The sequence below is a fragment of the Streptomyces sp. NPDC020898 genome, assembly GCF_044333925.1.
Lineage (GTDB): Bacteria > Actinomycetota > Actinomycetes > Streptomycetales > Streptomycetaceae > Streptomyces.
In genome coordinates, this window is record NZ_JBIRRV010000018.1 from 1 (window position 1) to 21,267 (window position 21,267).

Here is a 21,267-nt window from a genome sequence, read left to right on the forward strand (position 1 = left end):
CCTGACGATCAGAACGACAAGAGCCGTGTAACGGGAGACTGTTACGCACGGTTCCGTGAGAGCCGAGGGGTGCGATTCCCCTCGGCTACTCGACCCCTCCTGGCCGGTCCAGGGCAACAGGCGGGGCCCGTACGGCAGTTCAGGCGCGTCCGTCGACTCCGGTTCCGCTCGCATCAGGCGACCTCCGTCCCGTGGATCCAGTACGGGCCGGGCATGTCCAGGCCCAGGGTGGCCATCGCCAACTCCCGGTGCCGTAGCCGTTGTTCATGGGCGGCGAGGTACGGGCGTACGGACCTGGTGGCGGCGCCGTCGAGAGGGGCGTCGGCGTCCAAGCCGTACGGGCTGCGGTGGGCGGGGAGTGTGGGTCGGGCCGGAGGAGGAGCGGTGGTTGCGAGAAGGATGAGCGGGCGGGTGCGGCGGTGCGCGCCGCGTGGGGTGAGCAGAGTGCTCACCCAGACGATGAGACGGCCGATAGGGTCCTTCACTGTCATCAGCTCCGTTCAAGTTGACTGGTGGCCATGCCCCGGAACGGCCGGAATCCGTTGCCGGGGTCTTTTCAAGCTACACCCTACTGCGGTCTACTGCTGTATGAGCGGTGGACTGTGAATCGCGCAGAATACGGCCGTCTGCGCATGGTGGTGCGGTGATGGAATTCGCTGCCGATATCCCCCGCTGGCGCCAGGTGGCTGAGGTGATCCGCCGCCGTATCGAGGACGGCACGTACCCGCCACGGACTCGCATCCCGTCCGTTGTGGAGATCACCGCGGAGTTCGGTATCGCCGCCGTGACCGCGCAGAAGGTTCACAAGGGCCTGCGCGCGGAGGGGCTCATCTACACCGAACCGGGCCTGGGCTCCTTCGTGGCCGAGCGCCCCGAGGCGTAACGCGTTGCCCTGTGGTAGGCAGGACCGGTGATCGGTCGGCTTCCCCTCGATGAACAACTCGGTGCCCTGCGCGAGGTGTTGTCCCGCAACGACGTGTTGGTGGAGGTGCTGGCCCGCACCGCGACGCTGGATCTGCCCGGGTGGTACCTGACGGCCGGGTGCCTGTTCCAGACCGTGTGGAACGTGGTCACGGACAGGCCGCCCACCGACGGCATCAAGGACTACGACGTCTTCTACTTCGACGACGGTGACCTGTCGTGGGAGGCGGAGGGCAGGGCGATCCAGGCCGGGCGGGAGGCCTTCGCCGACCTGCCCGCCGAGGTCGAGATCCGCAACGAGGCCCGGGTCCACCTCTGGTATGAGAAGAAGTTCGGCGTCCCGTGCCCGCCGTACCGGTCCACCGAGGCGGCAATCGACAGCTTCGCGGCGACGACGTGCTGTCTGGGCGTACGCCTGGAACGGGACGGCCAGTGGCGTGTGTACGCGCCGCACGGGCTCTCGGACGTGTTCAACCTCGTTGTCCGGCCGAACCCGGTCCTTGCCCCGCAGGCCGTCTACGAGGCGAAGACGGCCCGGTGGCGGGAGCAGTGGCCCGAGTTGACGGTGCTGGACTGGCCTCGGCCGAGTGCGCCACGGGGTGGCTAGGTCTGCTGCACAGGCGTTGGACCTGTACATGTCCCGGCGCTGACAGGGTCGAAGGCGCCGGAGCGCAGGCCCGGGCGCGTCGGGTGTACATGGTTTCGCATGCGCTTTCTAGTCCACTACTCTGGACGGTGAAGTGCATCGCGTTGCACGGAGATCGCGCGTAGATCCTGGGAAGGCCCTGTAAAGATGCCCAGCGCTGAGCGTCTGCCCTCGTGGGCCGCCGTGGTCGGACCGGTCGTGCCTGCCTCGGTCGGGACGGCTGTGACAGGGGCGGCGGGGATGGCAGGGGTGACAGGGGTGGTGGCCGCCCTGCCCGCTGTTGTCGAACCCGCTCCGGGTGGGTCCCGGGGGCGGCATCGGGGGGCGCGTAAGGGGTGGGGGACCCTCGGGGCCGTCGGGCTGGTGCTGGCCGGGGGGATATCCGTGCAGTTCGGCGGTGCGCTCGCCGTGACGCTGCTGCCGAGGGCCGGGGCCTTCGGGATCGTGACGCTGCGGCTCGTGGCCGCCGCCGTGATCATGCTGCTGGTGTGCCGGCCCAAGGTGCGCGGGTACTCGCGGGGCGACTGGGGCGTGATCCTCCTGTTCGGGGTGACCATGGCCGCCATGAACGGGCTGTTCTACCAGGCCATCGCACGGATTCCGCTCGGTCCCGCCGTGACGCTCGAAGTGCTCGGTCCGCTCGTCCTCTCCGTCGTCGCCTCCCGCCGCGCCCTCAACCTCGCCTGGGCCGGCCTCGCCCTCGCCGGTGTGTTCCTTCTCGGCGGGGGCGGCTTCGACACCCTCGATCCCGTAGGGGCCGCCTTCGCCCTCGGTGCCGGTGCCATGTGGGCGGCGTACATCCTGCTCAGTGCCCGTACGGGACGGCGCTTTCCGCAGGCCGACGGGCTGGCGCTCGCCATGGTGGTCGCGGCGGTGGTGTTCCTGCCGCTGGGGGTCGTCGAGTCGGGCGACCGCCTGTTCGACCCGACGACCGTGGCGCTGGGGGCGGCCGTCGGCGTGCTCTCCTCCGTCCTGCCGTACACCCTTGAGTTCCTCGCGCTGCGCCGCCTGCCCTCCTCCACCTTCGCGATCCTGATGAGCCTGGAACCGGCCACCGCCGCGGCGGCCGGATTCCTGATCCTGCACCAGGCCCTGTCCGTCCCCGAGGCCCTCGCGATCTCCCTGGTCATCGTGGCGAGCATGGGGGCGGTACGGACCCAGGTGGGCCGGCGGAAGACCCCGGCCGCCGTTGGCGAGGAGCTTGCCGGATCGGCCCAAGTGCCCAGGAAGCCGCTGGAGTTGGAAAGCTAGTAGGAGGCTTGGGAGGCTGCCGGGCAACTGCCGTCGTCCGCTTCAACTGCCCCTCGTCCGCTGTCACATGGAGAGGGGGCCGAGGTCGGCGGCGGTCTGGGCCAGTGCGCGGAGGGTGGGGTTGTCGTCGGTGGATCGCCACGTGAGGGCGTAGTGGACGGTGGGGGCGTCAGGAACGGGGACGAAGGCGATGCCGGGGGGACGGTTGTAGCGGGCGGCGAGTTCGCCCAGGGGGTGGACACACCGTCCGGAGGCCACCAGCGACAGAACCTCGTGGAAAGTCCGTGCGGCGGGCCCGCGCGGGATTCGGCGACCGAGCGGCGTACGCGTGGGGACCATGGTCGTGACCCAGTACTCGGGGGCGTCGGGGCCGAGGTCGACGACATGGTTGTCGCCGAGGTCCTCCAGTGACGCGGTGCCACGCTCGGCCAGCGGATGGTCTGCCGCCACGGCGAGCACGCGGCCTCCGGTCAGCACGGTCGGGCCGACCGTGAGGTCCGGTTCGGCCACCGGAAGCCACAGCACGTGCGCGTCGTGCTCTCCGGCGCGCAGCGCGGTGAACGGGTCGCTGCCGTTGATCTCGCCGAACTGGACATCGCTGCCGGGGTGACGGGAGCGGAAGGCCTCGACGAGGGGGCGCAGTTCGTGGCCGGCGTGGCCGAACACACCCAGGCGCAGGGTCTGCCGCGTCCCCGCGCCGGCCGCTTCGGCGCGGGCGAGCCCCTCCCGCAGGAGGTCGACAGCTTGCTGGAGGTCCTCGCGGAGGCGCCGGCCGACCGGGGTCAGGGCGACGCGCCGACTGGTGCGGTCGAACAGGACGACGCCGAGGCGCCGTTCCTGCTTGGCGATGGCCTGGCTGACGCGGGCCTGGGACACCTGGAGCCGCTCCGCGGTGCGGCCGAAGTGCAGTTCCTCGGCCAGGGTCAGGAAGATCTCGATGTCACGCAGTTCCATGAACACCCCCGTCCATGCATAACCGTCACATTATGAATAGCCCAAGAAACCTTACATTGTTCCGTCTGCCCACCCCATCGATGCTGGATCCATCACCACCGGACAGGCAGCACACGCATGACGCACACATGGACGGGGAGGGAAACCGATGGGCGACATACGGGCCATCGCCGATCGCGTCGAGATAGAGGCGCTGCGAGCCGAGCTCACGGACGCGGTGATGATGCGTGAATTCGACCGCGCCGCCTCGCTGTTCACGCCCGACGGTGCCATGCGCTGGCCGCACATCGACAAGGAGTTCGTCGGTCGCGAGGAGATCCGCGCGGGGATCGAGTGGGGTCAGTCGCTCTGGGAGTTCTTCGTACAGAACGTCCACCCGGGCGTCATCCGGCTGGACGGCGAGGGCGACACCGCGGCCGGCCGGGCGTACGTCCAGGAGTTCGGACGGCTGCGCGACGGCAGCTCGCACCTGAACCACGCCGTGTACCACGACCGTTACGAGCGCACCGCCGACGGCTGGAAGTTCGGCGAACGCATCTACGAGGTCCGGTACCTGGACTCCACCCCGCTCCGCGGCTCGGCGCCACAGCGCCTCGCCTGATCCGTCCTGCACGCCGTCACGGCGTGCCAAGTCGACATCCTGCGCACCAAGTCGACGTCTTGCGTGCCCGAATCCCTGACAGCGGAGGAGAGAAACCATGGCTGAGAACATCGAGGTCGTCGAGGTCGTTGAGGTCGTCGTGATCGGTGGCGGTTACGCCGGGGTCATGGCGGCCAACCGGCTGACGCAGCGCGACGACGTGACCGTGACGCTGATCAACGCCCGCCCGGACTTCGTCGAGCGGATCCGGCTGCACCAGCTGGCGGGCGGGACGCACGAGGCCGTCAACGACTACCGGAAGATCCTGGGCGAGCGCGTCCGGCTGGTGGTCGACACCGTGACCCGGATCGACGCGACGGGGCGCGGGGTGGAGCTGGCGAGCGGCGGCACGGTCGGCTACGACTACTTGATCTACGCGGTGGGCAGTGGCAGCGCCGACCCGGGCGTGCCCGGAGCCGCCGAGTTCGCCCACCCGATCGCCACGTTCGAGGAGGCGCAGCGGCTGCGGTCGGTCCTCGACGCCGCTCCCGCCACGGCCCCGGTGTCGGTGGTCGGAGCCGGTCCGACCGGCATCGAGACCGCTGCCGAACTGGCGGAGGCGGGCCGCACCGTGACCCTGGTCTGCGGCGGGCTGCTCGGCCCCTACCTGCACCCGAACGGCCGCCGCTCGCTCGCCAAGCGGCTGGCCGGCCTCGGGGTGACCGTGCTGCAGGGCCCCGGTACGAAGGTCACGGAGGTGACCGGCGACACCGTGCGGCTCGGCGACGGCCGTGAGCTGTCGAGCGGGGTCACCATCTGGACCGCCGGGTTCGGCGTGCCGGACCTGGCCGCCCGCAGCGGGCTCGGCACCGACACCCTGGGCCGCCTGCTCACCGACGAGACCCTGACGAGCGTCGACGACGAGCGGATCGTCGCCGCGGGGGACTCGGCGGCGCCGTCGGACATGCCGTTCCGGATGAGCTGCCAGGCCGCGGGCCCGCTGGGCGCACACGCTGCCGACACGGTGCTCAGCCGCATCGCGAGCAAGCGGCCCACACCGATCGACCTGGGGTTCGCCGGGCAGTGCCTCAGCCTGGGGCGCCGCGTGGGCATGTTCCAGTTCGCCCACAAGGACGACACCGCCAAGCGGCTCCACGTCGGCGGCCGAACAGGCGCGAAGGTGAAGGAACTCGTGTGCAAGCTCACCGTCAAGCAGCTGGTGGACGAGGCACGCAAGCCCGGCTCCCACACCTGGGCCAAGGGCGAGCAGGGCCGCCGACTGCTCCGGGCCCAGCGCCGCGAGACGGCGGCCACCGCCGAACAGTCCGCCTGAACGACGCACGCCGGCAGCCGACATGCGGCCGCATACCGAACGTACGCCACCTGGGAGCAGGACCACCGCGCCCCCTTCACCTCAGGAGGACCCCGATGAAGCTCACGATCGTCGCCGCCACCGGCGGTATCGGACGGCACCTGGTCGAGCAGGCGGTAGCCGGTGGGCATGACGTCACCGCCGTGGCCCGCCGCCCACGTGACCTGCCGGACGGCGTCCGGACGGTCGCCGTCGACCTCACCCGCCCCGACATGCCGACGCTCACCGCGGCGGTACGCGGCGCCGACGCCGTACTGTCCGCGCTCGGCCCGCGAAACCCGCGCGCGGACGCGGGCATCACCTCACTCGGCACCCGCGCGATCGTCACGGCGATGCGGGCCGAGGACGTACGGCGGATCATCATCGTCAGTGCCGCACCCGTCGGACCGGTGCCGGTGCCTGGCCGGCCGACGCCACCCAGGCACGATCCCGGCGACGGCTTCTTCATGCGCCACCTGGGAGTCCGGTTGACCCGGGCGATTTTCGGCCGGCACTACGCCGACCTCGCCGTGACCGAGCAGACCCTGCGTGACAGCGGACTGGAATGGACGGTGTCGCGCCCGCCCAAGCTCACCGACAAGCCCCTGACCGGCACGTACCGGACCGCGTGGAACCGCAACATCCGGGGCGGGTTCTCCGTGTCACGCGCCGACGTCGCCCACCACATGCTCGCCATGGTGACCCAGCCGGACACCATCGAGCAGGTCGTCGGAATCGCGAACTGACGCCCGCCCCTTCGCCGCCCGGGTCACCTGTCCCGAAGGAACGTGATCACGACGAAGTACGCCCGTTTCGCCAGCCTCGTATGCGCGGGGCTGTTAGCCGGATTCCTTACGTCGGTCCTGGTTCTGGAACTCTCGCTGCGCGGCTTCGACGGCACCGTCTACACCCAGGTCCGCCTGGTCGAACTCGACTCCCTCGACAAACTCGCCGTTGCCACACTCCTGCCGGCGCTGATCGCCACAGCGGTACTGCTCCGCCAGACCTACCGAACAGACACCCGCTGGTTGACCGTGGCCGCACTCGCCCTGCTGGTCCTCGTTCTAGGCCTCACGCTCATCGTCAACCTGCCCATCAACTCCGACCAGCTCCACTGGAACGCTCAGGCCCCGCCCGCCAACTGGACCGACGTACGGGACCGTTGGCAGATCGCCCACGCCGTCCGGACGACGGCCGCGGTCCTCGCCTTCGTGGTCCTCGCCCTTGCAACGCCGTTGCCCAGTACACAGAGCAGGGCGAGAGGGACCCGCACCCTCACGGGCGGGCAACGGATGACAGGGCGGATCATGAGGGGGTGAGAATCACCCCGGAGGGAACCTCAGAAGACGGCCAGGACGGCGAGCTCGCGCCGGAACCGGTGCGCGAGCTCGCGCTCGTGCCCATGGAAGGCCTGAACCACGCGGACATCACCCTCGTCCACCGCGAGGCCCTACGCGTGCTGCGCCCCGGCATCGACACGGCTCACCTGGACGCGTACAGCGACGACGCCTGGCCGCCGGAGGCGCTCCCGTCGTACGAGCGGTTGCTGACCCTGGACAGGGAGGCGGCACCGACGGACGGCAGCCCCTCCCGCCGCCGCGACCCCGGGATGGCGATCGACATCGACGTCCGCGACGACGAGCAGTTCGAGCTGCTGGTGACCCTGGCCCCCTACACGATCGGCGCCGAGGCAGCGCAAGGGGACCGCCCGGTCTTCAGCGCGAACGACTCGGGGACCTCGCTGTGGCTGGCGGTCACCCGGGAGCAGGAGGCGCAACTGCAACGCAGGCTACGGGAGTTGGGGATCCCAGAGGCCGCACTCACCGACGCTCCGCGTCGCCGCCCGAGCTGGTGGCACCGCCGGTGAGGAGCGGCTCCGGCAGCCGAGGTCGGCCCCGATGCAAGCCTCGCCGCCAGCCCCGATGTCAGTCCCGTCCTCTAGGTTGACGCCGTCCTCACAGTGAGGGCACGGAGAAGAGGGGGCGCGCGATGGGTGCGAGCGGCTGGGAGTACGTCACCCCGTTCGACGGCAGCGTCGAACGGGCCCTGGAGAACCTGCACGCGCAGGTGTTCCAGAAGGAGTACGGCGACGACGACACGTACGAGACGCTCGAAGAGCTGTACGCCGACGAGGAGTTCATGGAGGAGGAGGGCACTCACTCGATTCTCGACATCAGGCGAGTGGTGCACACGACCAAAGCCCCTTCCGAACGCAGGGCTGCGGACTACGGCACCCTGCGCCCCCTCGCCCCCGACCGCATCGTCCACCAATTCGGCACCGCCCGCCCGACCCCCGAGCAGTTCCAGGCACGGCTCGACGAGGCGTACGAGGCGAAGAGCGGCCGTACGGACTCCAAGGGGGACCTGATCGAGGAGTGCCAGATGCGATGGACGGGCCTGTACGTCATCCTGCACACCGGCGACGAGCCGACCCACCTGGGCATCTTCGGCTACTCCGGCGACTGACCCGGGGATCCGACGGAAGGGACCGGCCGCACCCGGTGCCTCAGCCGCCGGCCGGCTTCTCCCACACCGACACGTGCTTCGTGCTCTCGCTCGTGAACGGCTCCCGGGTCCATCCGTCCCACCGCTCGCGCAGCCGCATCCCGGCCAGCTGGGCCATCAGATCGAGCTCGGACGGCCAGACGTACCGGAACGGAATGGATCGGTAGGACCCACGCCCGTCCACCACCTCGACGTAGTTCGAGCTGGTCGCCTGCGTGGCGACGTCGTACACGTCGAAGGCCCAGTGCGTCGGGCTCGTGTGGTACGGCACGACGTGCTGGCCGGGCGGCAGCCTGCGCAACTCGGGCACCATGACCTCGACGACGAAGGTCCCGCCGGGCGCCAGCTGCGCCGCGACGTTGCGGAAGCACGCCACCTGCGCCTCCTGCGAGGTCAGGTTCATGATCGTGTTGAAGACGAGGTAGGCGACGGAGAAGTCCCCGTCCGTCGTACCGGCCCGCGTCGCCGAGAAGTCCCCGATCGTCACCCCGATCGCGTCCTCGCCCTGCTTGGCCCGCATCCGGGCCACCATCGCCCGGGACATGTCGATCCCGTGCACCTCGACCCCGCGCCGCGCCAACGGCAGCGCGATACGCCCGGTACCGATCCCGAGTTCGAGGGCTCGCCCGTCACCTGCCAACTCGGCCAGGAAATCGGCTGCCGGCTCCACGGCGGCGGGCGTGAACATGTCGGAGGAGGGGTCGTCGTACGTCGCGGCCACGGGTTCTCCGAAGTAGCCGTCATCGTCATCGTCATCGGTAACGACATCTGCGGTTCGACTTTGGTCTGTTCCGGAGCCTGAGGCTGTCACCGGGGGACCGTACTGCGGGGGAGGCGGCGATGCATCCGAATTTGACTGTGGGCATCACCCCACCGCGTCCGAGCGGGACGTGGCCGAACTGTGAGGGCTGTGCGTGGGCGCACCCCGGGCGACAGCAGAGGGAGAAGCGCTTCAGCGGACTCTCGCGACAGGATCGATCTGCAGCAACTGCGGTGCCGAACGCGGCATACCGACGTAAGGGCAGCGTACGGAGTCCTGGTCGCGAATCGCCCAACCGCGTAGCCATGGACTCAGTTGTTCGTTGTCGAGCCGGAGGGCGCCGTCCGGCAGTAGTTGTCCAATGGTATTCGCCGGATCGTTGAGCGCCACCGTGCATTTCGCAATGCTGCCGTTGGCCCGAATGACGAACGAATTCGGCCGTGCGGCATAGCAGACGTCCATGTGCCCGGGTCCCTCGGACACGGCCGGCCCGGTACGGAGCACCTTTTCGAGCTTCTCCACGATCTTGGCGCGCTCCGCCCACGGAAGAACTTCGATGGACTCGTCGTTGGGGCCGCCCATCCTCTCGACAGGCCTGAGCTTGACGGAGAATCGGTCATCGTCGAGAAACGTGTCCCGAACCTGGGCCAGGAATTCTGGCATGCATGGCAGGGTGGCGGGAGTGAGATGGATCCGGAGGAGCACCTGAACCGGCAGAGTACTGGCTCGGATCGCCAGTAGATTGTTCCAGATTCGTTGAAACGAGCCGCTGCCGTTGACTCTGACACGCGTGCTGTCGTGGACGGCTTGCGGACCGTCCAGGGAAATCTGGTAGGCGCGGATTCCGAGCTCCGCGAACCTCTCCGCCTTCGGCAGGTCCAGGAGGTAGCCGTTGGTGGTCATGTCGGCCTCGTACTGCAGCCCTGGTTCGTCCACCACTGCTTCGGCGATATGAGAAGAAATGTCTTCCACGACACCTCGACCCAGGAGGGGTTCACCGCCGAACCATGAGATGGCCAGACTCCGCAGCCCGGTCAGCCGCTTGTCGAGGAGTCGCTTGACGCCCTGAATCGTGGACGGATCCATCTGGCCGATCGTAAAGTCCTCGTAGCAATACGTGCAACGGAAATTGCATTGCTCCGTGGGGAGGATGATCAAATGGAGCATCTCATCAGTGAAAGCCTCACGGAGTTTTTCCTGAAAGGCTTCCTGTGGGCGAACGGGAGAGCCGGCGGTATCGCTCACGAGTCACGTCCTGGTGCGTTGTCGAAGAGAGATGACAATCGAGAAACCGAAGAAAGAATCGCCCGTCGGCCAGTCGGTCGGCCGACGGGCGAAACGTCCGTTGGCTCGGGGCGGAGAACTACATCTGGACCCCGCACCCGACGACCATATTGCACTGATTGTTGACCACGGTTTGGCCTCTGACCAAGGCGGAAGAGTTCGCTTCCCGCAGTTGCGCAGCGATCTCCGGAGCGTTGACGATGATGCGGCCGTCTTCGTCCACCTGGACGTCGACCGAGGGCTTGCTCGTACCGTTTTGGGAATCCACAACGGCCTCCTCTCGTAGAAGGAAGGCGGCGCCCCGCCTTCACGGTCAACCGTTGGGCAGATCTCCTCCCCTCGCTACCTGTGGCAGCCAGACGAGGGACCGGTGACAGGCTGTGGCGGTACGGAATCGACCCTGTGCGTGGTGACAGGTCCGGCCTCGCTCCTCCGTCGGCTCGCGGGCGGTGTGCGGCGCGTCCCGTCCAGGTCGACGCCGTAGGTTCCGCAGTGCCGCCACGATCTCTCTGGGCGTCGCACGAAAACCGCTCCTGTGCCGGGCTCCGGCGGCGTCACCGCTCCCTGGAACGAGGGCAACAGCCCCTCCGCCACTGGCCCGGGACATGGACCCCGCTCAATGCAAGCACGCTTGCTTGTTTCTGGTGTCGCTGCCATCCTTCGAGAACGGACCGCTCCACGCCGCATCACGCCGCACCACCCCCAACGTCCGGCACACCGTCGTGCCCGAAGGGAAGCGCCCCGTGTCCGACCCGTCGGCCGCTACAGCTGCCGTGATCGACGACCTGTGCCAGGAGAGCGCCCAACTCGACGAGCTGGTAGCCGAGTTGGATGACAGGCAGTGGGCCCTCGACACCCCCGCCCCCGCCTGGACCGTCGCCCACCAGATCGCGCACCTCGCCTGGACCGACCGTGCCGCGCTGCTCGCCCTCACGGATGCCGGGGCCTTCGCGGGCGAGGTCGAGAAGGCGGTCGCGTCGCCCGAGGGGTTCGTCGACGAGGGTGCCGAGCAGGGCGCCGTACAACCGCCCGCCAGGCTGCTCGCCGGGTGGCGTGCGGGCCGGGCCGCGCTGGAGGCGGCCCTGCGCGCGGCCCCCGCCGGGACCCGCTTCCCCTGGTACGGCCCGCCCATGTCCGTCGCGTCCATGGCCACCGGCCGCCTGATGGAGACGTGGGCCCACGGCCAGGACATCGCCGACGCGCTGGGCGCCGAGCACGCGCCCACCGACCGGATCCGGCACGTCGTACGGATCGGCGTACGCACCCGGGACTTCGCGTTCGCCGTACGGGGCCTGAACCCGCCGGCCGACGAGTTCCGCGTCGAACTCGTGAGCCCGACAGGCCAGTTGTGGAGGTACGGCCCGTCCGACGCACCCCAGCGCGTCACCGGCCCCGCCCTAGACTTCTGCCTCCTCGTCACGCAGCGCGCCCACCGCACCGACCTCGCCGTACGCGCCGAAGGCCCCGACGCCGACCAGTGGCTCGACATCGCCCAGGCCTTCGCGGGACCGCCGGGCAACGGACGCGCACCGAAGGGGACTTCGCAGTGAACGGCCCGCCGACCGAACCCCTCCGCATAGGCAACGCCTCCGGCTTCTACGGCGACCGTTTCGACGCCATGCGCGAGATGCTCACCGGCGGCGAACTCGACGTCCTCACCGGCGACTACCTCGCCGAACTGACCATGCTCATCCTGGGCCGCGACCGCATCAAGAACCCGGCGGACCCCTCGGCCGGGTACGCCCGTACCTTCCTGCGGCAACTGGAGGAGTGCCTCGGTCTCGCCCATGAGCGCGGGGTACGGATCGTCGCCAACGCGGGCGGCCTCAACCCGGCGGGCCTCGCGGCGGACGTCAGGAAGCTCGCCGACCGGCTCGGCATCCCCGTCCGCGTGGCCCACGTCGAGGGCGACGACCTCACCCCCGGCCACCCCAACAGCCTTGCCGCACACGCCTACTTGGGCGCCTTCGGCATAGCCGCCTGTCTGCGCGAGGGCGCGGACATCGTCGTCACCGGCCGCGTCACCGACGCCGCCCTCGTCGCCGGGCCCGCCGCCGCCCACTTCGGCTGGGGACCGCAGGACCACGACCGGCTCGCGGGTGCGGTCGTCGCCGGACATGTGCTGGAATGCGGCACCCAGGCCACCGGCGGCAACTACGCCTTCTTCGCCGAGCACGTACTCCACGATCGCGGCATTCTCCGTCACCCGGGCTTCCCCCTCGCCGAGATCCACTCCGACGGCACGAGCGTCATCACCAAGCACCCCGGCACCGGCGGCATCGTCGACGTCGGCACCGTCACCGCCCAACTCCTGTACGAGACAGAGGGCGCCCGGTACGCCGGCCCCGACGTCACCGCCCGCCTCGACACCGTCCGGCTCACCCAGGAGGGCCCCGACCGGGTACGTATCCACGGCGTACGAGGGGAAGCGCCCCCGCCCACACTCAAGTTGGGCCTCAACCGGCTCGGCGGCTTCCGCAACGAGGTCACGTTCGTCCTCACCGGGCTCGACATCGAACGCAAGGCCGCGCTCGTCCGGGACCAGCTGGAAACCGTCCTCTACGCGGCCAAGTCCCGTCCCGCCGACGTCAGTTGGACCCTCGCCCGCACCGACCGCCCCGACGCCCCCACCGAGGAGACCGCCAGCGCCCTGCTCCGGCTCGTCGTACGCGACCCCGACCAGGACACCGTGGGCCGCACCCTCAGCGGCGCCGCCGTCGAACTCGCCCTCGCCAGTTACCCCGGGTTCCACGTCCTGGCGCCCCCGGGAAAGGGCGCCCCCTACGGGATCTTCGAGGCGGAGTACGTCCCCCAGGACACCGTGGACCACGTGGCCGTCCTCGACGACGGCCGCCGGATCCCCGTACCCCCGCCGCACGACACCCTCGTACTGGAGAACCTGCCGGAACCCCCTGCACCCGAGCTGCTGCCGCCCGGCCCGACCCGCCGCGCCCCTCTCGGGCTCCTCGCCGGCGCCCGCAGCGGCGACAAGGGCGGTAACGCCAACGTCGGTGTGTGGGTGCGCACGGACGAGGCTTGGCGCTGGCTGGTCCACACCCTCACGACCGCCCGGTTCCGCGAACTGCTGCCGGAGACCGCCGACTTGACCGTCGTACGGCACAGCCTGCCGCACCTCCGTGCCCTCAACTTCACCGTCGAGGGCATCCTCGGCGAGGGCGTCGCCGCGCAGCACCGCTTCGATCCGCAGGCCAAGGCGCTCGGCGAATGGCTGCGCTCCCGTCACTTGGACATCCCGGAGGCCCTGCTGTGACCGTCCTGTCGTCGGCGCTGGACATCAACGGCCCCGACCACCGCACCAACCGAGAGTCCATGCTGGCCAGACTCACGGCCCTCGATGCCGAGCACGCCAAGGCACTCGCGGGCGGCGGGGACAAGTACATCGCCCGGCACCACGCCCGCGGCAAACTCCTCGCCCGCGAACGCATCGAACTGCTCCTCGACCCCGACACGCCCTTCCTGGAACTGTCGCCGCTCGCTGCCTGGGGGAGCGAGTACGCGGTCGGCGCCTCCCTCGTCACCGGTATCGGGGTCGTCGAGGGTGTGGAATGCCTCATCACGGCCAACGACCCGACCGTGCGCGGCGGCGCCAGCAATCCCTGGAGCCTGAAGAAGGCCCTGCGCGCCAACGACATCGCGCTCGCCAACCGGCTGCCCTGCATCAGCCTCGTCGAGTCGGGCGGTGCGGATCTCCCGTCGCAGAAGGAGATCTTCATCCCCGGCGGGGCCGTCTTCCGCGACCTCACCCGCCTCTCCGCCGCCGGGATTCCCACGGTGGCGGTGGTGTTCGGGAACTCGACGGCCGGAGGGGCGTACATCCCCGGGATGTCCGATCACGTGATCATGGTCAAGGAGCGCGCCAAGGTGTTCCTCGGCGGGCCGCCCCTCGTGAAGATGGCCACCGGGGAGGAGAGCGACGACGAGTCGCTGGGCGGCGCCGAGATGCACGCGCGCGTGTCGGGCCTCGCGGACTACTTCGCCCTCGACGAGCACGACGCCCTGCGCCAGGCCCGCCGGGTCGTCGCCAGACTCAACCACCGCAAGGCGTACGCCGATCCGAGCCCCGCCGACGTCCAGCCCCCCAAGTACGACGCGGAGGAGCTGCTGGGGATCGTCCCGGGCGATCTGAAGGTGCCTTTCGACCCTCGCGAGGTCGTCGCCCGCATCGTCGACGCTTCCGACTTCGACGAGTTCAAGCCCCTCTACGGGACCAGTCTCGTGACCGGCTGGGCGGCCCTCCACGGCTATCCGGTCGGCATCCTCGCCAACGCCCAGGGGGTCCTGTTCAGCGCGGAGTCCCAGAAGGCCGCCCAGTTCATCCAGCTCGCCAACCAGCGTGACATCCCGCTCCTCTTCCTCCACAACACCACCGGCTACATGGTCGGCAAGGAGTACGAGCAGGGAGGCATCATCAAGCACGGCGCGATGATGATCAACGCGGTCTCCAACTCCCGCGTCCCCCACCTCTCCGTCCTCATGGGGGCCTCGTACGGAGCCGGTCACTACGGCATGTGCGGGCGCGCCTACGACCCCCGCTTCCTCTTCGCCTGGCCCAGCGCCAAGTCGGCGGTGATGGGTCCGCAGCAACTCGCCGGTGTGCTGTCGATCGTCGCCCGCCAGTCGGCCGTCGCGAAGGGGCAGCCGTACGACGAGGACGCGGACGCCGCCCTCCGCGCGATGGTGGAGCAGCAGATCGAGTCCGAATCGCTCCCCATGTTCCTCTCCGGGCGGCTGTACGACGACGGCGTCATCGACCCGCGCGACACCCGCACCGTCCTCGGCCTGTGCCTCTCCGCGATTCACACGGCCCCTTACGAGGGCGCCCGCGGCGGCTTCGGCGTCTTCCGGATGTAAGGAATCAACACAGTGCCCGAGGAATCAACAGAGTCAACAGCGATCATCACCTCTGTACTCGTCGCCAACCGCGGGGAGATCGCCTGCCGGATCTTCCGCACGTGCCGTGAGCTGGGCATCCGAACCGTCGCCGTGCACTCGGACGCCGACGAGAACGCCCTCCACGCGCGCGTGGCCGACGCGGCGGTACGGCTGCCGGGAGCGGCTCCCGCGGACACGTATCTGCGCGGAGATCTGGTCGTGCAGGCGGCGCTGGCGGCGGGCGCGGACGCCGTGCACCCGGGGTACGGCTTCCTGTCGGAGAACGCCGGCTTCGCCCGTGCCGTACTCGACGCGGGGCTCGTGTGGATCGGCCCCCCGCCGGCCGCGATCGAGGCGATGGCGTCCAAGACGCGCGCGAAGGAACTCATGGGCCTGGCGCCTTTGGGCGAGGTCACCGAGGCCGATCTGCCAGTACTGGTGAAAGCGGCGGCGGGCGGGGGCGGGCGCGGCATGCGCGTCGTACGCGAACTCGCTGACCTGAAGGGGGAGTTGGCGGCCGCCCGCGCCGAGGCCCACAGCGCCTTCGGGGACGGCGAGGTCTTCGTCGAGCCGTACGTGGAGGGCGGCCGGCACGTCGAGGTCCAGATCCTGGCCGACACCCACGGCACGGTGTGGGCGCTCGGCACCCGCGACTGCTCCCTCCAGCGCCGCCACCAGAAGGTGATCGAGGAGTCCCCGGCGCCCGGAATCCCGGAGGCGCTCACCCGCGAACTCCACGAACAGGCCGTACGGGCCGCCCGCGCCGTCGACTACACGGGCGCCGGCACCGTCGAGTTCCTGGTGGGGGCGGACGGCAGGGCCCACTTCCTGGAGATGAACACCCGCCTCCAGGTCGAACACCCGGTCACGGAGGCGGTCTTCGGCATCGACCTGGTGGCTCTCCAGATACGCGTCGCGGAGGGCCACCCCCTCGAAAACGACCCCCCACGCGCGCGTGGCCACGCAATTGAGGCCCGCCTCTACGCCGAGAACCCGGCGGCGGACTGGACCCCCCAGACCGGCACCCTGCACCGCCTCGCCGTCCCGGAAGCGGAGAACATCCGCCTGGACACCGGCTACGGCGACGGCGACCTGATCCCCGTCCACTACGACCCGATGCTCGCCAAGGCCGTCGTACACGCCCCCACGCGCGCGGAGGCGATCCGCAGACTGGCGGGCGCCCTGGAGCGGACGACGATCCACGGCCCGATCACCAACCGTGACCTCCTGGTCCGCTCCCTGCGCCACGGGGAGTTCACGGCGGCCCGCATGGACACGGGCTTCTACGACCGTCACCTCACCGACCTCACGAAGCCGGCCCCCGACCCCCACGCTCCCCTGGCCGCCGCCCTGGCCGACGCCCACGGCCGCTCCCGCTTCGGCGGCTGGCGCAACCTGCCCGCACAACCGCAGGTCAAGCGGTACGCGACGGCGGACGGCGAGGAACACGAGGCGACCTACCACCACACCCGCGAGGGCCTGACAGCGGACGCGGACGGGGTACGGGTCGTACACGCCGACGCGCGTCTCGTCGTACTCGAAGTGGACGGCGTACGACGGAAGTTCGAGGTGACGAGGTACGACGACCGCACGTACGTCAACACCACCACCCTCACCCCCCTGCCCCGCCTCCCCGCTCCGACGACCCAACACGCCCCGGGCTCCCTCCTGGCCCCCATGCCCGGCACGGTGGTCAGGGTGGCGGAGGGCCTGACCGTAGGAACCCCTGTGCAGGCCGGAGAGCCCCTCCTGTGGCTGGAGGCGATGAAGATGGAACACAAGATCGCAGCGCCCGCGACAGGCACGCTCACAGCCCTCCACGCCACAACGGGCCAGCAGGTGGAGGTAGGCACTTTGCTAGCGGTGGTGATTTAGCGGACGCCGCCCAGGACGCGCCCCATAGGGGCGCGGGGAACTGCGCGACAAGCCACAACGAACCCGCACCCACCACACAACAGAACCCCCCTCCCCCTTAGGAGCCTCAATATGTCCCCCGTAATCGAATCCGAGGAACACCAGGCCCTACGAACCGCAGTAGCCGCCCTCGGAAACCGCTACGGCCGCGAGTACATGACCAAAGTCGTATCCGACGGCCGCCACACAGACGAGCTCTGGTCAGACGCCGCCAAACTCGGCTACCTCGGCGCCAACCTGCCGGAGGCATACGGCGGTGGAGGCGGCGGCATCGCCGAACTCTCCATCGTCCTCGAAGAGTTGGGCGCCGCAGGCTGCCCCCTCCTCATGCTCATCGTCTCCCCGGCCATATGCGGCACCGTCATAGCCCGCTTCGGCACGGACACCCAGAAACAGCAATGGCTCCCCGGAATCGCCGACGGCACCCGCACCATGGCCTTCGGCATCACCGAACCCGACGCCGGCTCCAACAGCCACCGCATCACCACCACAGCCCGCCGTGACCCGGACACCGGCGACTGGCTCCTGACCGGTCGGAAAGTCTTCATCTCGGGCGTGGACATCGCCGACGCCGTCCTGATAGTCGGCCGCACAGAAGACTCCCGTACCGGCCGCCTCAAGCCCTGCCTCTTCATCGTCCCCCGCGACGCCGAAGGCTTCTCGCGGCGCCAAATCGACATGGAACTGGAGTCCCCGGAGAAGCAGTTCGAGCTGACCCTCGACGACGTACGGCTGCCCGCCGACGCGCTCGTCGGCGACGAGGACGCAGGCCTCCTCCAGCTCTTCGCCGGCCTCAACCCGGAGCGCATCATGACGGCCGCGTTCGCCATCGGCATCGGGCGGTACGCGCTCGGCACAGCCGTCCGGTACGCCAGTGAACGCACCGTCTGGAAGGAGCCCATCGGCGCCCACCAGGCCGTCGCGCACCCCCTCGCCCAGGCGCACATCGACCTCGAACTGGCCCGCCTGATGATGCAGAAGGCCGCCGCCCTCTACGACGCCGGCGAGGACGTGCCGGCCGGCGAGGCGGCGAACATGGCCAAGTACGCGGCCGGGGAGGCCTGTGTGAAGGCCGTCGACCAGGCCGTGCACACCCTCGGCGGCAACGGCCTCACCCGGGAATTCGGGCTCGCCTCGTTGATAACCGTCTCCCGCGTGGCACGTATTGCACCGGTGAGCCGGGAGATGATTCTCAACTACGTCTCCCACCAGACCCTGGGCCTGCCCAAGTCGTACTGACCCGCAAGGCCCGGCGCACACCGTTGTGCGAGGAGGAACCGACCATGTTCCGCAGCGAGTACGCAGACGTCGATCCCGTCGAACTCCCCATCCACGAGGCCGTGTTGAGCAGGGCCGCCGAGTTCGGCGACGCGCCCGCCCTCGTCGACGGCATCGACGGCACCACCCTCACGTACGGCCAACTGGACCGTTTCCACCGGCAGATGGCCGCCGGACTCGCCGAGGCGGGCCTCCGTAAGGGCGATGTCCTCGCCCTGCACAGCCCGAACACGATCGCCTACCCGACCGCGTTCTACGCCGCCACGCGCGCGGGTGCCACCGTCACGACCGTGCATCCCCTCGCCACCGCCGAGGAGTTCGCGAAACAGCTGCGCGACTCGGGCGCCGCCTGGATCGTCACCGTCTCACCGCTCCTCCCAACAGCCCGGGAGGCCGCCGAACGGGCGGGCGGGGTACGGGAGATCTTCGTCTGCGACACCGCGCCCCCAGGACACCGCTCGCTCGTCGACATGATCGGCTCGACCGCGCCCGAACCGGAGATCGACTTCGACCCGGCGCAGGACGTCGCGGTGCTCCCGTACTCCTCCGGGACGACCGGCCTCCCCAAGGGCGTGATGCTCACCCACCGGTCGATCGCCACGAACCTCGCCCAGCTCGCGCCGACCCTGCGTACCGGCCCCGGCGACCGCATCCTGGCCGTGCTGCCGTTCTTCCACATCTACGGGCTGACCGCCCTCATGAACATGCCCCTGGGGCGCGGCGCCGCCGTCGTCGTCCTGCCGCGCTTCGACCTCGACACGTTCCTGACGGCCATCGAGAGGCACCGCATCACCGGCCTGTTCGTGGCCCCGCCGATCGTCCTGGCCCTCGCCAAGCATCCGGCGGTCGCCGACCACGACCTGTCGTCCCTGGAGTACATCGTCAGCTCCGCCGCCCCCCTGGACGCGGCACTCGCCGCCGCCTGCTCGCGACGGCTCGGGCTGCCACCGGTCGGGCAGGCGTACGGCATGACGGAGCTGTCGCCGGGCACGCACATCGTCCCCCTGGACGCGATTCGCGACGCTCCGCCGGGGACGGTCGGCAAGCTCCTCGCGAACACCGAGATGCGGATCGTCTCCCTCGACGACCCCGACCGGGACGCCGACGAGGGCGAGGCCGGCGAGATCGTCGTCCGCGGCCCTCAGGTGATGAAGGGCTACCTGGGCAACCCCGGCGCGACGGCCGAGATGATCGACACCGACGGCTGGCTGCACACCGGGGACGTCGGCCATGTGGACGCCGACGGCTGGCTGTTCGTCGTCGACCGGGTGAAGGAACTCATCAAGTACAAGGGCTTCCAGGTGGCCCCCGCCGAACTCGAAGCCCTCCTCCTGACCCACCCGGGCATCGCGGACGCCGCCGTCGTCGGCGTCTATACCAAGGACAACAACGAGGTCCCGCACGCGTACGTGGTCCGCCAGCCGCACGCGAGCGACCTCTCCGAAGGAGAGGTCATGATGTACGTCGCCGAGCGCGTCGCCCCGTACAAGCGCGTCCGGCACGTCACCTTCGTCGGCGGGGTGCCGAGGGCGGCCTCGGGCAAGATCCTGCGCCGCCAACTCCGGGAGCGCACGTGAACACCCTGGTCCACGCCACGCACGAACGTGGCATCACCACCCTCACCCTGGACTCGCCGCACAACCGCAACGCCCTGTCCGCGGCACTCGTGCAGGAACTCGCGGACGCCCTGAAAGGATCCGGCAAGGACGACGACGTACGCGCCGTCGTCCTCACCCACACCGGCACCACCTTCAGCGCGGGCGCCGACCTGCGCGACCCGCCGCAGCCCAAGGCCGTCGTCTCCCTGTTCAAGCAGATCATCAAGCTGCGCAAGCCCGTCGTGGCCCGGGTCACCGGCCACGTACGGGCCGGCGGCCTCGGCCTGCTCGGCGCCTGCGACATCGCCGCTGCCTCCGCCACGGCCACGTTCGCCTTCACGGAGGTCCGCATCGGCGTGGCCCCCGCGTTGATCTCCATCCCGCTCCTGCACCGCGTCGACCCCCGTGCCCTCGCCCGCTACTACCTCACCGGCGAGACCTTCGGCGCGGCCGAGGCCGCCCGCATCGGCCTTCTTTCGGCGGCCGGCGAGCACACCGACGTCGACGAGGTCCTTGCCCCCGTCCTCGACGGACTGCGCCGGGCGGCCCCACGCGCCCTCGCCGAGACGAAACGGCTGCTCACGGCTAAGGTGCTGGAGGTCTTCGACCTGGACTGGGGCGAGATGGCCAGGCTCTCCGCCCGCATGTTCGCCTCCGACGACGCCCGCGAGGGCATGACGGCCTTCCTCGAACGACGGGATCCCCCATGGGTGCTGTGAGTGCTGTGAACGCGGTCGCTCGTGTCCCGGGCGACCGCGCCCCCAAGCAGGACCGCAGCCGCGCCACCCGCCAACGCCTCTTGGAAGCCGCCGTGGCCTGCCTCGCCGAGCACGGCTGGGCGGGCTCCACGGTCTCCGTCGTCGCCGAACGCGCCGGTGTCTCCCGGGGCGCCGCCCAGCACCACTTCCGTACCCGCGAGGACCTGTTCACGGCCGCCGTCGAGTACGTCGCCGAGGAACGCTCCACCGCCCTGCGCGCCCTCTTCCCCGAGGGCGCCGCCGACCGCCGCGCGGTGGTCGCCGCCCTGGTCGACCTCTACACCGGCCCCCTCTTCCGCGCCGCCCTCCACCTCTGGGTGGCCGCCTCGAACGAGGAGCAACTACGCCCGCGCGTAACGGAGTTGGAGGCTCGGGTGGGCCGCGAGACACACCGCATCGCGGTGGACCTGCTGGGCGCGGACGAGACGAGTCCGGGCGTACGGGAGACGGTCCAGGGCCTGCTCGACATGTCCCGCGGCCTGGGCCTGGCGAACCTGCTCACCGACGACGGGGGCCGGCGGGACCGGGTGGTGACGCAGTGGGCGGCCCTGCTGGACAAGGCGCTCGACTGACC

At 70.0% G+C, this 21,267-nt stretch carries 22 protein-coding genes; 17 read left to right on the forward strand and 5 right to left on the reverse strand.

Annotated elements, in window-relative coordinates; genetic code table 11:
- Window positions 1-173: 173 nt before the first annotated feature.
- On the reverse strand, window positions 174-491 hold the full coding sequence (locus ACH4TV_RS38505; protein WP_398405981.1) for a hypothetical protein: 318 nt from the start codon (window positions 489-491) through the stop codon (window positions 174-176).
- Window positions 492-646: 155 nt separating this feature from the next.
- On the opposite strand from ACH4TV_RS38505, the gene ACH4TV_RS38510 reads away from it, so the two are divergent.
- The 3 genes from ACH4TV_RS38510 (at window position 647) to ACH4TV_RS38520 (ending at window position 2,818) form a co-directional block, all read left to right on the forward strand.
- Entirely contained in the window at window positions 647-883 is a 237-nt protein-coding gene (locus ACH4TV_RS38510) for a winged helix-turn-helix domain-containing protein (RefSeq protein ID WP_330289005.1), read from the forward strand.
- Between the two features lie 27 nt (window positions 884-910).
- Window positions 911-1,528 (forward strand): nucleotidyltransferase family protein, encoded by a 618-nt coding sequence (locus ACH4TV_RS38515; protein WP_398405982.1) that lies wholly within the window; start codon window positions 911-913, stop codon window positions 1,526-1,528.
- Between the two features lie 279 nt (window positions 1,529-1,807).
- Window positions 1,808-2,818, forward strand: coding sequence for an EamA family transporter (locus tag ACH4TV_RS38520; protein WP_398405983.1), 1,011 nt, complete (start codon window positions 1,808-1,810; stop codon window positions 2,816-2,818).
- A 63-nt stretch (window positions 2,819-2,881) separates the two neighbouring features.
- Here ACH4TV_RS38520 and ACH4TV_RS38525 read toward each other — a convergent pair whose 3' ends face one another.
- Window positions 2,882-3,772 (reverse strand): LysR family transcriptional regulator, encoded by an 891-nt coding sequence (locus ACH4TV_RS38525; RefSeq protein WP_398405984.1) that lies wholly within the window; start codon window positions 3,770-3,772, stop codon window positions 2,882-2,884.
- Between the two features lie 148 nt (window positions 3,773-3,920).
- Here ACH4TV_RS38525 and ACH4TV_RS38530 point away from each other — a divergent pair, with 148 nt between their 5' ends.
- The 6 genes from ACH4TV_RS38530 to ACH4TV_RS38555 all read left to right on the forward strand — a co-directional run bounded on the left by ACH4TV_RS38530 (window position 3,921) and on the right by ACH4TV_RS38555 (window position 8,169).
- A complete protein-coding gene (locus ACH4TV_RS38530; RefSeq protein ID WP_398405985.1) occupies window positions 3,921-4,373 on the forward strand; it encodes a nuclear transport factor 2 family protein in 453 nt (150 codons plus the stop codon).
- 97 nt (window positions 4,374-4,470) lie between these two features.
- Window positions 4,471-5,685, forward strand: coding sequence for an NAD(P)/FAD-dependent oxidoreductase (locus ACH4TV_RS38535; RefSeq protein ID WP_398405986.1), 1,215 nt, complete (start codon window positions 4,471-4,473; stop codon window positions 5,683-5,685).
- 95 nt (window positions 5,686-5,780) lie between these two features.
- The gene (locus ACH4TV_RS38540; protein ID WP_398405987.1) at window positions 5,781-6,449 is read left to right on the forward strand and encodes an NAD(P)-dependent oxidoreductase; all 669 of its coding nucleotides are present in this window, start codon (window positions 5,781-5,783) and stop codon (window positions 6,447-6,449) included.
- A gap of 42 nt (window positions 6,450-6,491) precedes the next feature.
- Window positions 6,492-7,022, forward strand: a complete 531-nt coding sequence (locus ACH4TV_RS38545) for an anthrone oxygenase family protein (protein ID WP_398405988.1) — start codon at window positions 6,492-6,494, stop codon at window positions 7,020-7,022.
- A complete protein-coding gene (locus ACH4TV_RS38550) occupies window positions 7,019-7,570 on the forward strand; it encodes a hypothetical protein (RefSeq protein WP_398405989.1) in 552 nt (183 codons plus the stop codon). The genes ACH4TV_RS38545 and ACH4TV_RS38550 overlap by 4 nt, the downstream gene beginning before the upstream one ends.
- Window positions 7,571-7,692: 122 nt before the next feature.
- Window positions 7,693-8,169 (forward strand): hypothetical protein, encoded by a 477-nt coding sequence (locus ACH4TV_RS38555; protein WP_398405990.1) that lies wholly within the window; start codon window positions 7,693-7,695, stop codon window positions 8,167-8,169.
- A 40-nt stretch (window positions 8,170-8,209) separates the two neighbouring features.
- Here ACH4TV_RS38555 and ACH4TV_RS38560 read toward each other — a convergent pair whose 3' ends face one another.
- The 3 genes from ACH4TV_RS38560 to ACH4TV_RS38570 form a co-directional block, all read right to left on the reverse strand.
- Window positions 8,210-8,896: a class I SAM-dependent methyltransferase gene (locus ACH4TV_RS38560; protein WP_398406154.1), complete on the reverse strand. Its 687-nt coding sequence runs from the start codon at window positions 8,894-8,896 to the stop codon at window positions 8,210-8,212.
- Between the two features lie 264 nt (window positions 8,897-9,160).
- On the reverse strand, window positions 9,161-10,213 hold the full coding sequence (locus ACH4TV_RS38565) for a radical SAM protein (RefSeq protein WP_398405991.1): 1,053 nt from the start codon (window positions 10,211-10,213) through the stop codon (window positions 9,161-9,163).
- Window positions 10,214-10,331: 118 nt separating this feature from the next.
- Window positions 10,332-10,520, reverse strand: coding sequence for a hypothetical protein (locus ACH4TV_RS38570; protein WP_398405992.1), 189 nt, complete (start codon window positions 10,518-10,520; stop codon window positions 10,332-10,334).
- 475 nt (window positions 10,521-10,995) lie between these two features.
- Between ACH4TV_RS38570 and ACH4TV_RS38575 the strand changes: the two genes are divergently transcribed.
- The 8 genes from ACH4TV_RS38575 (at window position 10,996) to ACH4TV_RS38610 (ending at window position 21,265) form a co-directional block, all read left to right on the forward strand.
- A complete protein-coding gene (locus tag ACH4TV_RS38575) occupies window positions 10,996-11,802 on the forward strand; it encodes a TIGR03084 family metal-binding protein (protein ID WP_398405993.1) in 807 nt (268 codons plus the stop codon).
- Window positions 11,799-13,523 (forward strand): acyclic terpene utilization AtuA family protein, encoded by a 1,725-nt coding sequence (locus ACH4TV_RS38580; RefSeq protein ID WP_398405994.1) that lies wholly within the window; start codon window positions 11,799-11,801, stop codon window positions 13,521-13,523. The genes ACH4TV_RS38575 and ACH4TV_RS38580 overlap by 4 nt, the downstream gene beginning before the upstream one ends.
- Window positions 13,520-15,124, forward strand: a complete 1,605-nt coding sequence (locus ACH4TV_RS38585) for an acyl-CoA carboxylase subunit beta (protein ID WP_398405995.1) — start codon at window positions 13,520-13,522, stop codon at window positions 15,122-15,124. Before ACH4TV_RS38580 ends, ACH4TV_RS38585 begins: the two co-directional genes overlap by 4 nt.
- A 42-nt stretch (window positions 15,125-15,166) precedes the next feature.
- The gene (locus ACH4TV_RS38590) at window positions 15,167-17,020 is read left to right on the forward strand and encodes an acetyl/propionyl/methylcrotonyl-CoA carboxylase subunit alpha (protein ID WP_398406155.1); all 1,854 of its coding nucleotides are present in this window, start codon (window positions 15,167-15,169) and stop codon (window positions 17,018-17,020) included.
- 111 nt (window positions 17,021-17,131) lie between these two features.
- Window positions 17,132-18,298, forward strand: coding sequence for an acyl-CoA dehydrogenase family protein (locus tag ACH4TV_RS38595; protein ID WP_398405996.1), 1,167 nt, complete (start codon window positions 17,132-17,134; stop codon window positions 18,296-18,298).
- A gap of 44 nt (window positions 18,299-18,342) precedes the next feature.
- A complete protein-coding gene (locus ACH4TV_RS38600; RefSeq protein WP_398405997.1) occupies window positions 18,343-19,914 on the forward strand; it encodes a 4-coumarate--CoA ligase family protein in 1,572 nt (523 codons plus the stop codon).
- The gene (locus ACH4TV_RS38605) at window positions 19,911-20,654 is read left to right on the forward strand and encodes an enoyl-CoA hydratase family protein (protein ID WP_398405998.1); all 744 of its coding nucleotides are present in this window, start codon (window positions 19,911-19,913) and stop codon (window positions 20,652-20,654) included. Before ACH4TV_RS38600 ends, ACH4TV_RS38605 begins: the two co-directional genes overlap by 4 nt.
- Window positions 20,642-21,265, forward strand: coding sequence for a TetR/AcrR family transcriptional regulator (locus tag ACH4TV_RS38610; RefSeq protein WP_398405999.1), 624 nt, complete (start codon window positions 20,642-20,644; stop codon window positions 21,263-21,265). Before ACH4TV_RS38605 ends, ACH4TV_RS38610 begins: the two co-directional genes overlap by 13 nt.
- Window positions 21,266-21,267: the final 2 nt, after the last annotated feature.

Excerpts from the sequence above, each read along its gene's own strand:
- ACH4TV_RS38505 (WP_398405981.1), bottom strand. The coding sequence starts at position 491 with ATGACAGTGAAGGACCCTATCGGCCGTCTCATCGTCTGGGTGAGCACT.
- ACH4TV_RS38535 (WP_398405986.1), top strand. The coding sequence starts at position 4,471 with ATGGCTGAGAACATCGAGGTCGTCGAGGTCGTTGAGGTCGTCGTGATC.
- ACH4TV_RS38610 (WP_398405999.1), top strand. The coding sequence starts at position 20,642 with ATGGGTGCTGTGAGTGCTGTGAACGCGGTCGCTCGTGTCCCGGGCGAC.
- ACH4TV_RS38555 (WP_398405990.1), top strand. The coding sequence starts at position 7,693 with ATGGGTGCGAGCGGCTGGGAGTACGTCACCCCGTTCGACGGCAGCGTC.
- ACH4TV_RS38520 (WP_398405983.1), top strand. The coding sequence starts at position 1,808 with ATGGCAGGGGTGACAGGGGTGGTGGCCGCCCTGCCCGCTGTTGTCGAA.
- ACH4TV_RS38530 (WP_398405985.1), top strand. The coding sequence starts at position 3,921 with ATGGGCGACATACGGGCCATCGCCGATCGCGTCGAGATAGAGGCGCTG.
- ACH4TV_RS38540 (WP_398405987.1), top strand. The coding sequence starts at position 5,781 with ATGAAGCTCACGATCGTCGCCGCCACCGGCGGTATCGGACGGCACCTG.
- ACH4TV_RS38510 (WP_330289005.1), top strand. The coding sequence starts at position 647 with ATGGAATTCGCTGCCGATATCCCCCGCTGGCGCCAGGTGGCTGAGGTG.
- ACH4TV_RS38595 (WP_398405996.1), top strand. The coding sequence starts at position 17,132 with ATGTCCCCCGTAATCGAATCCGAGGAACACCAGGCCCTACGAACCGCA.
- ACH4TV_RS38600 (WP_398405997.1), top strand. The coding sequence starts at position 18,343 with ATGTTCCGCAGCGAGTACGCAGACGTCGATCCCGTCGAACTCCCCATC.
- ACH4TV_RS38525 (WP_398405984.1), bottom strand. The coding sequence starts at position 3,772 with ATGGAACTGCGTGACATCGAGATCTTCCTGACCCTGGCCGAGGAACTG.
- ACH4TV_RS38560 (WP_398406154.1), bottom strand. The coding sequence starts at position 8,896 with ATGTTCACGCCCGCCGCCGTGGAGCCGGCAGCCGATTTCCTGGCCGAG.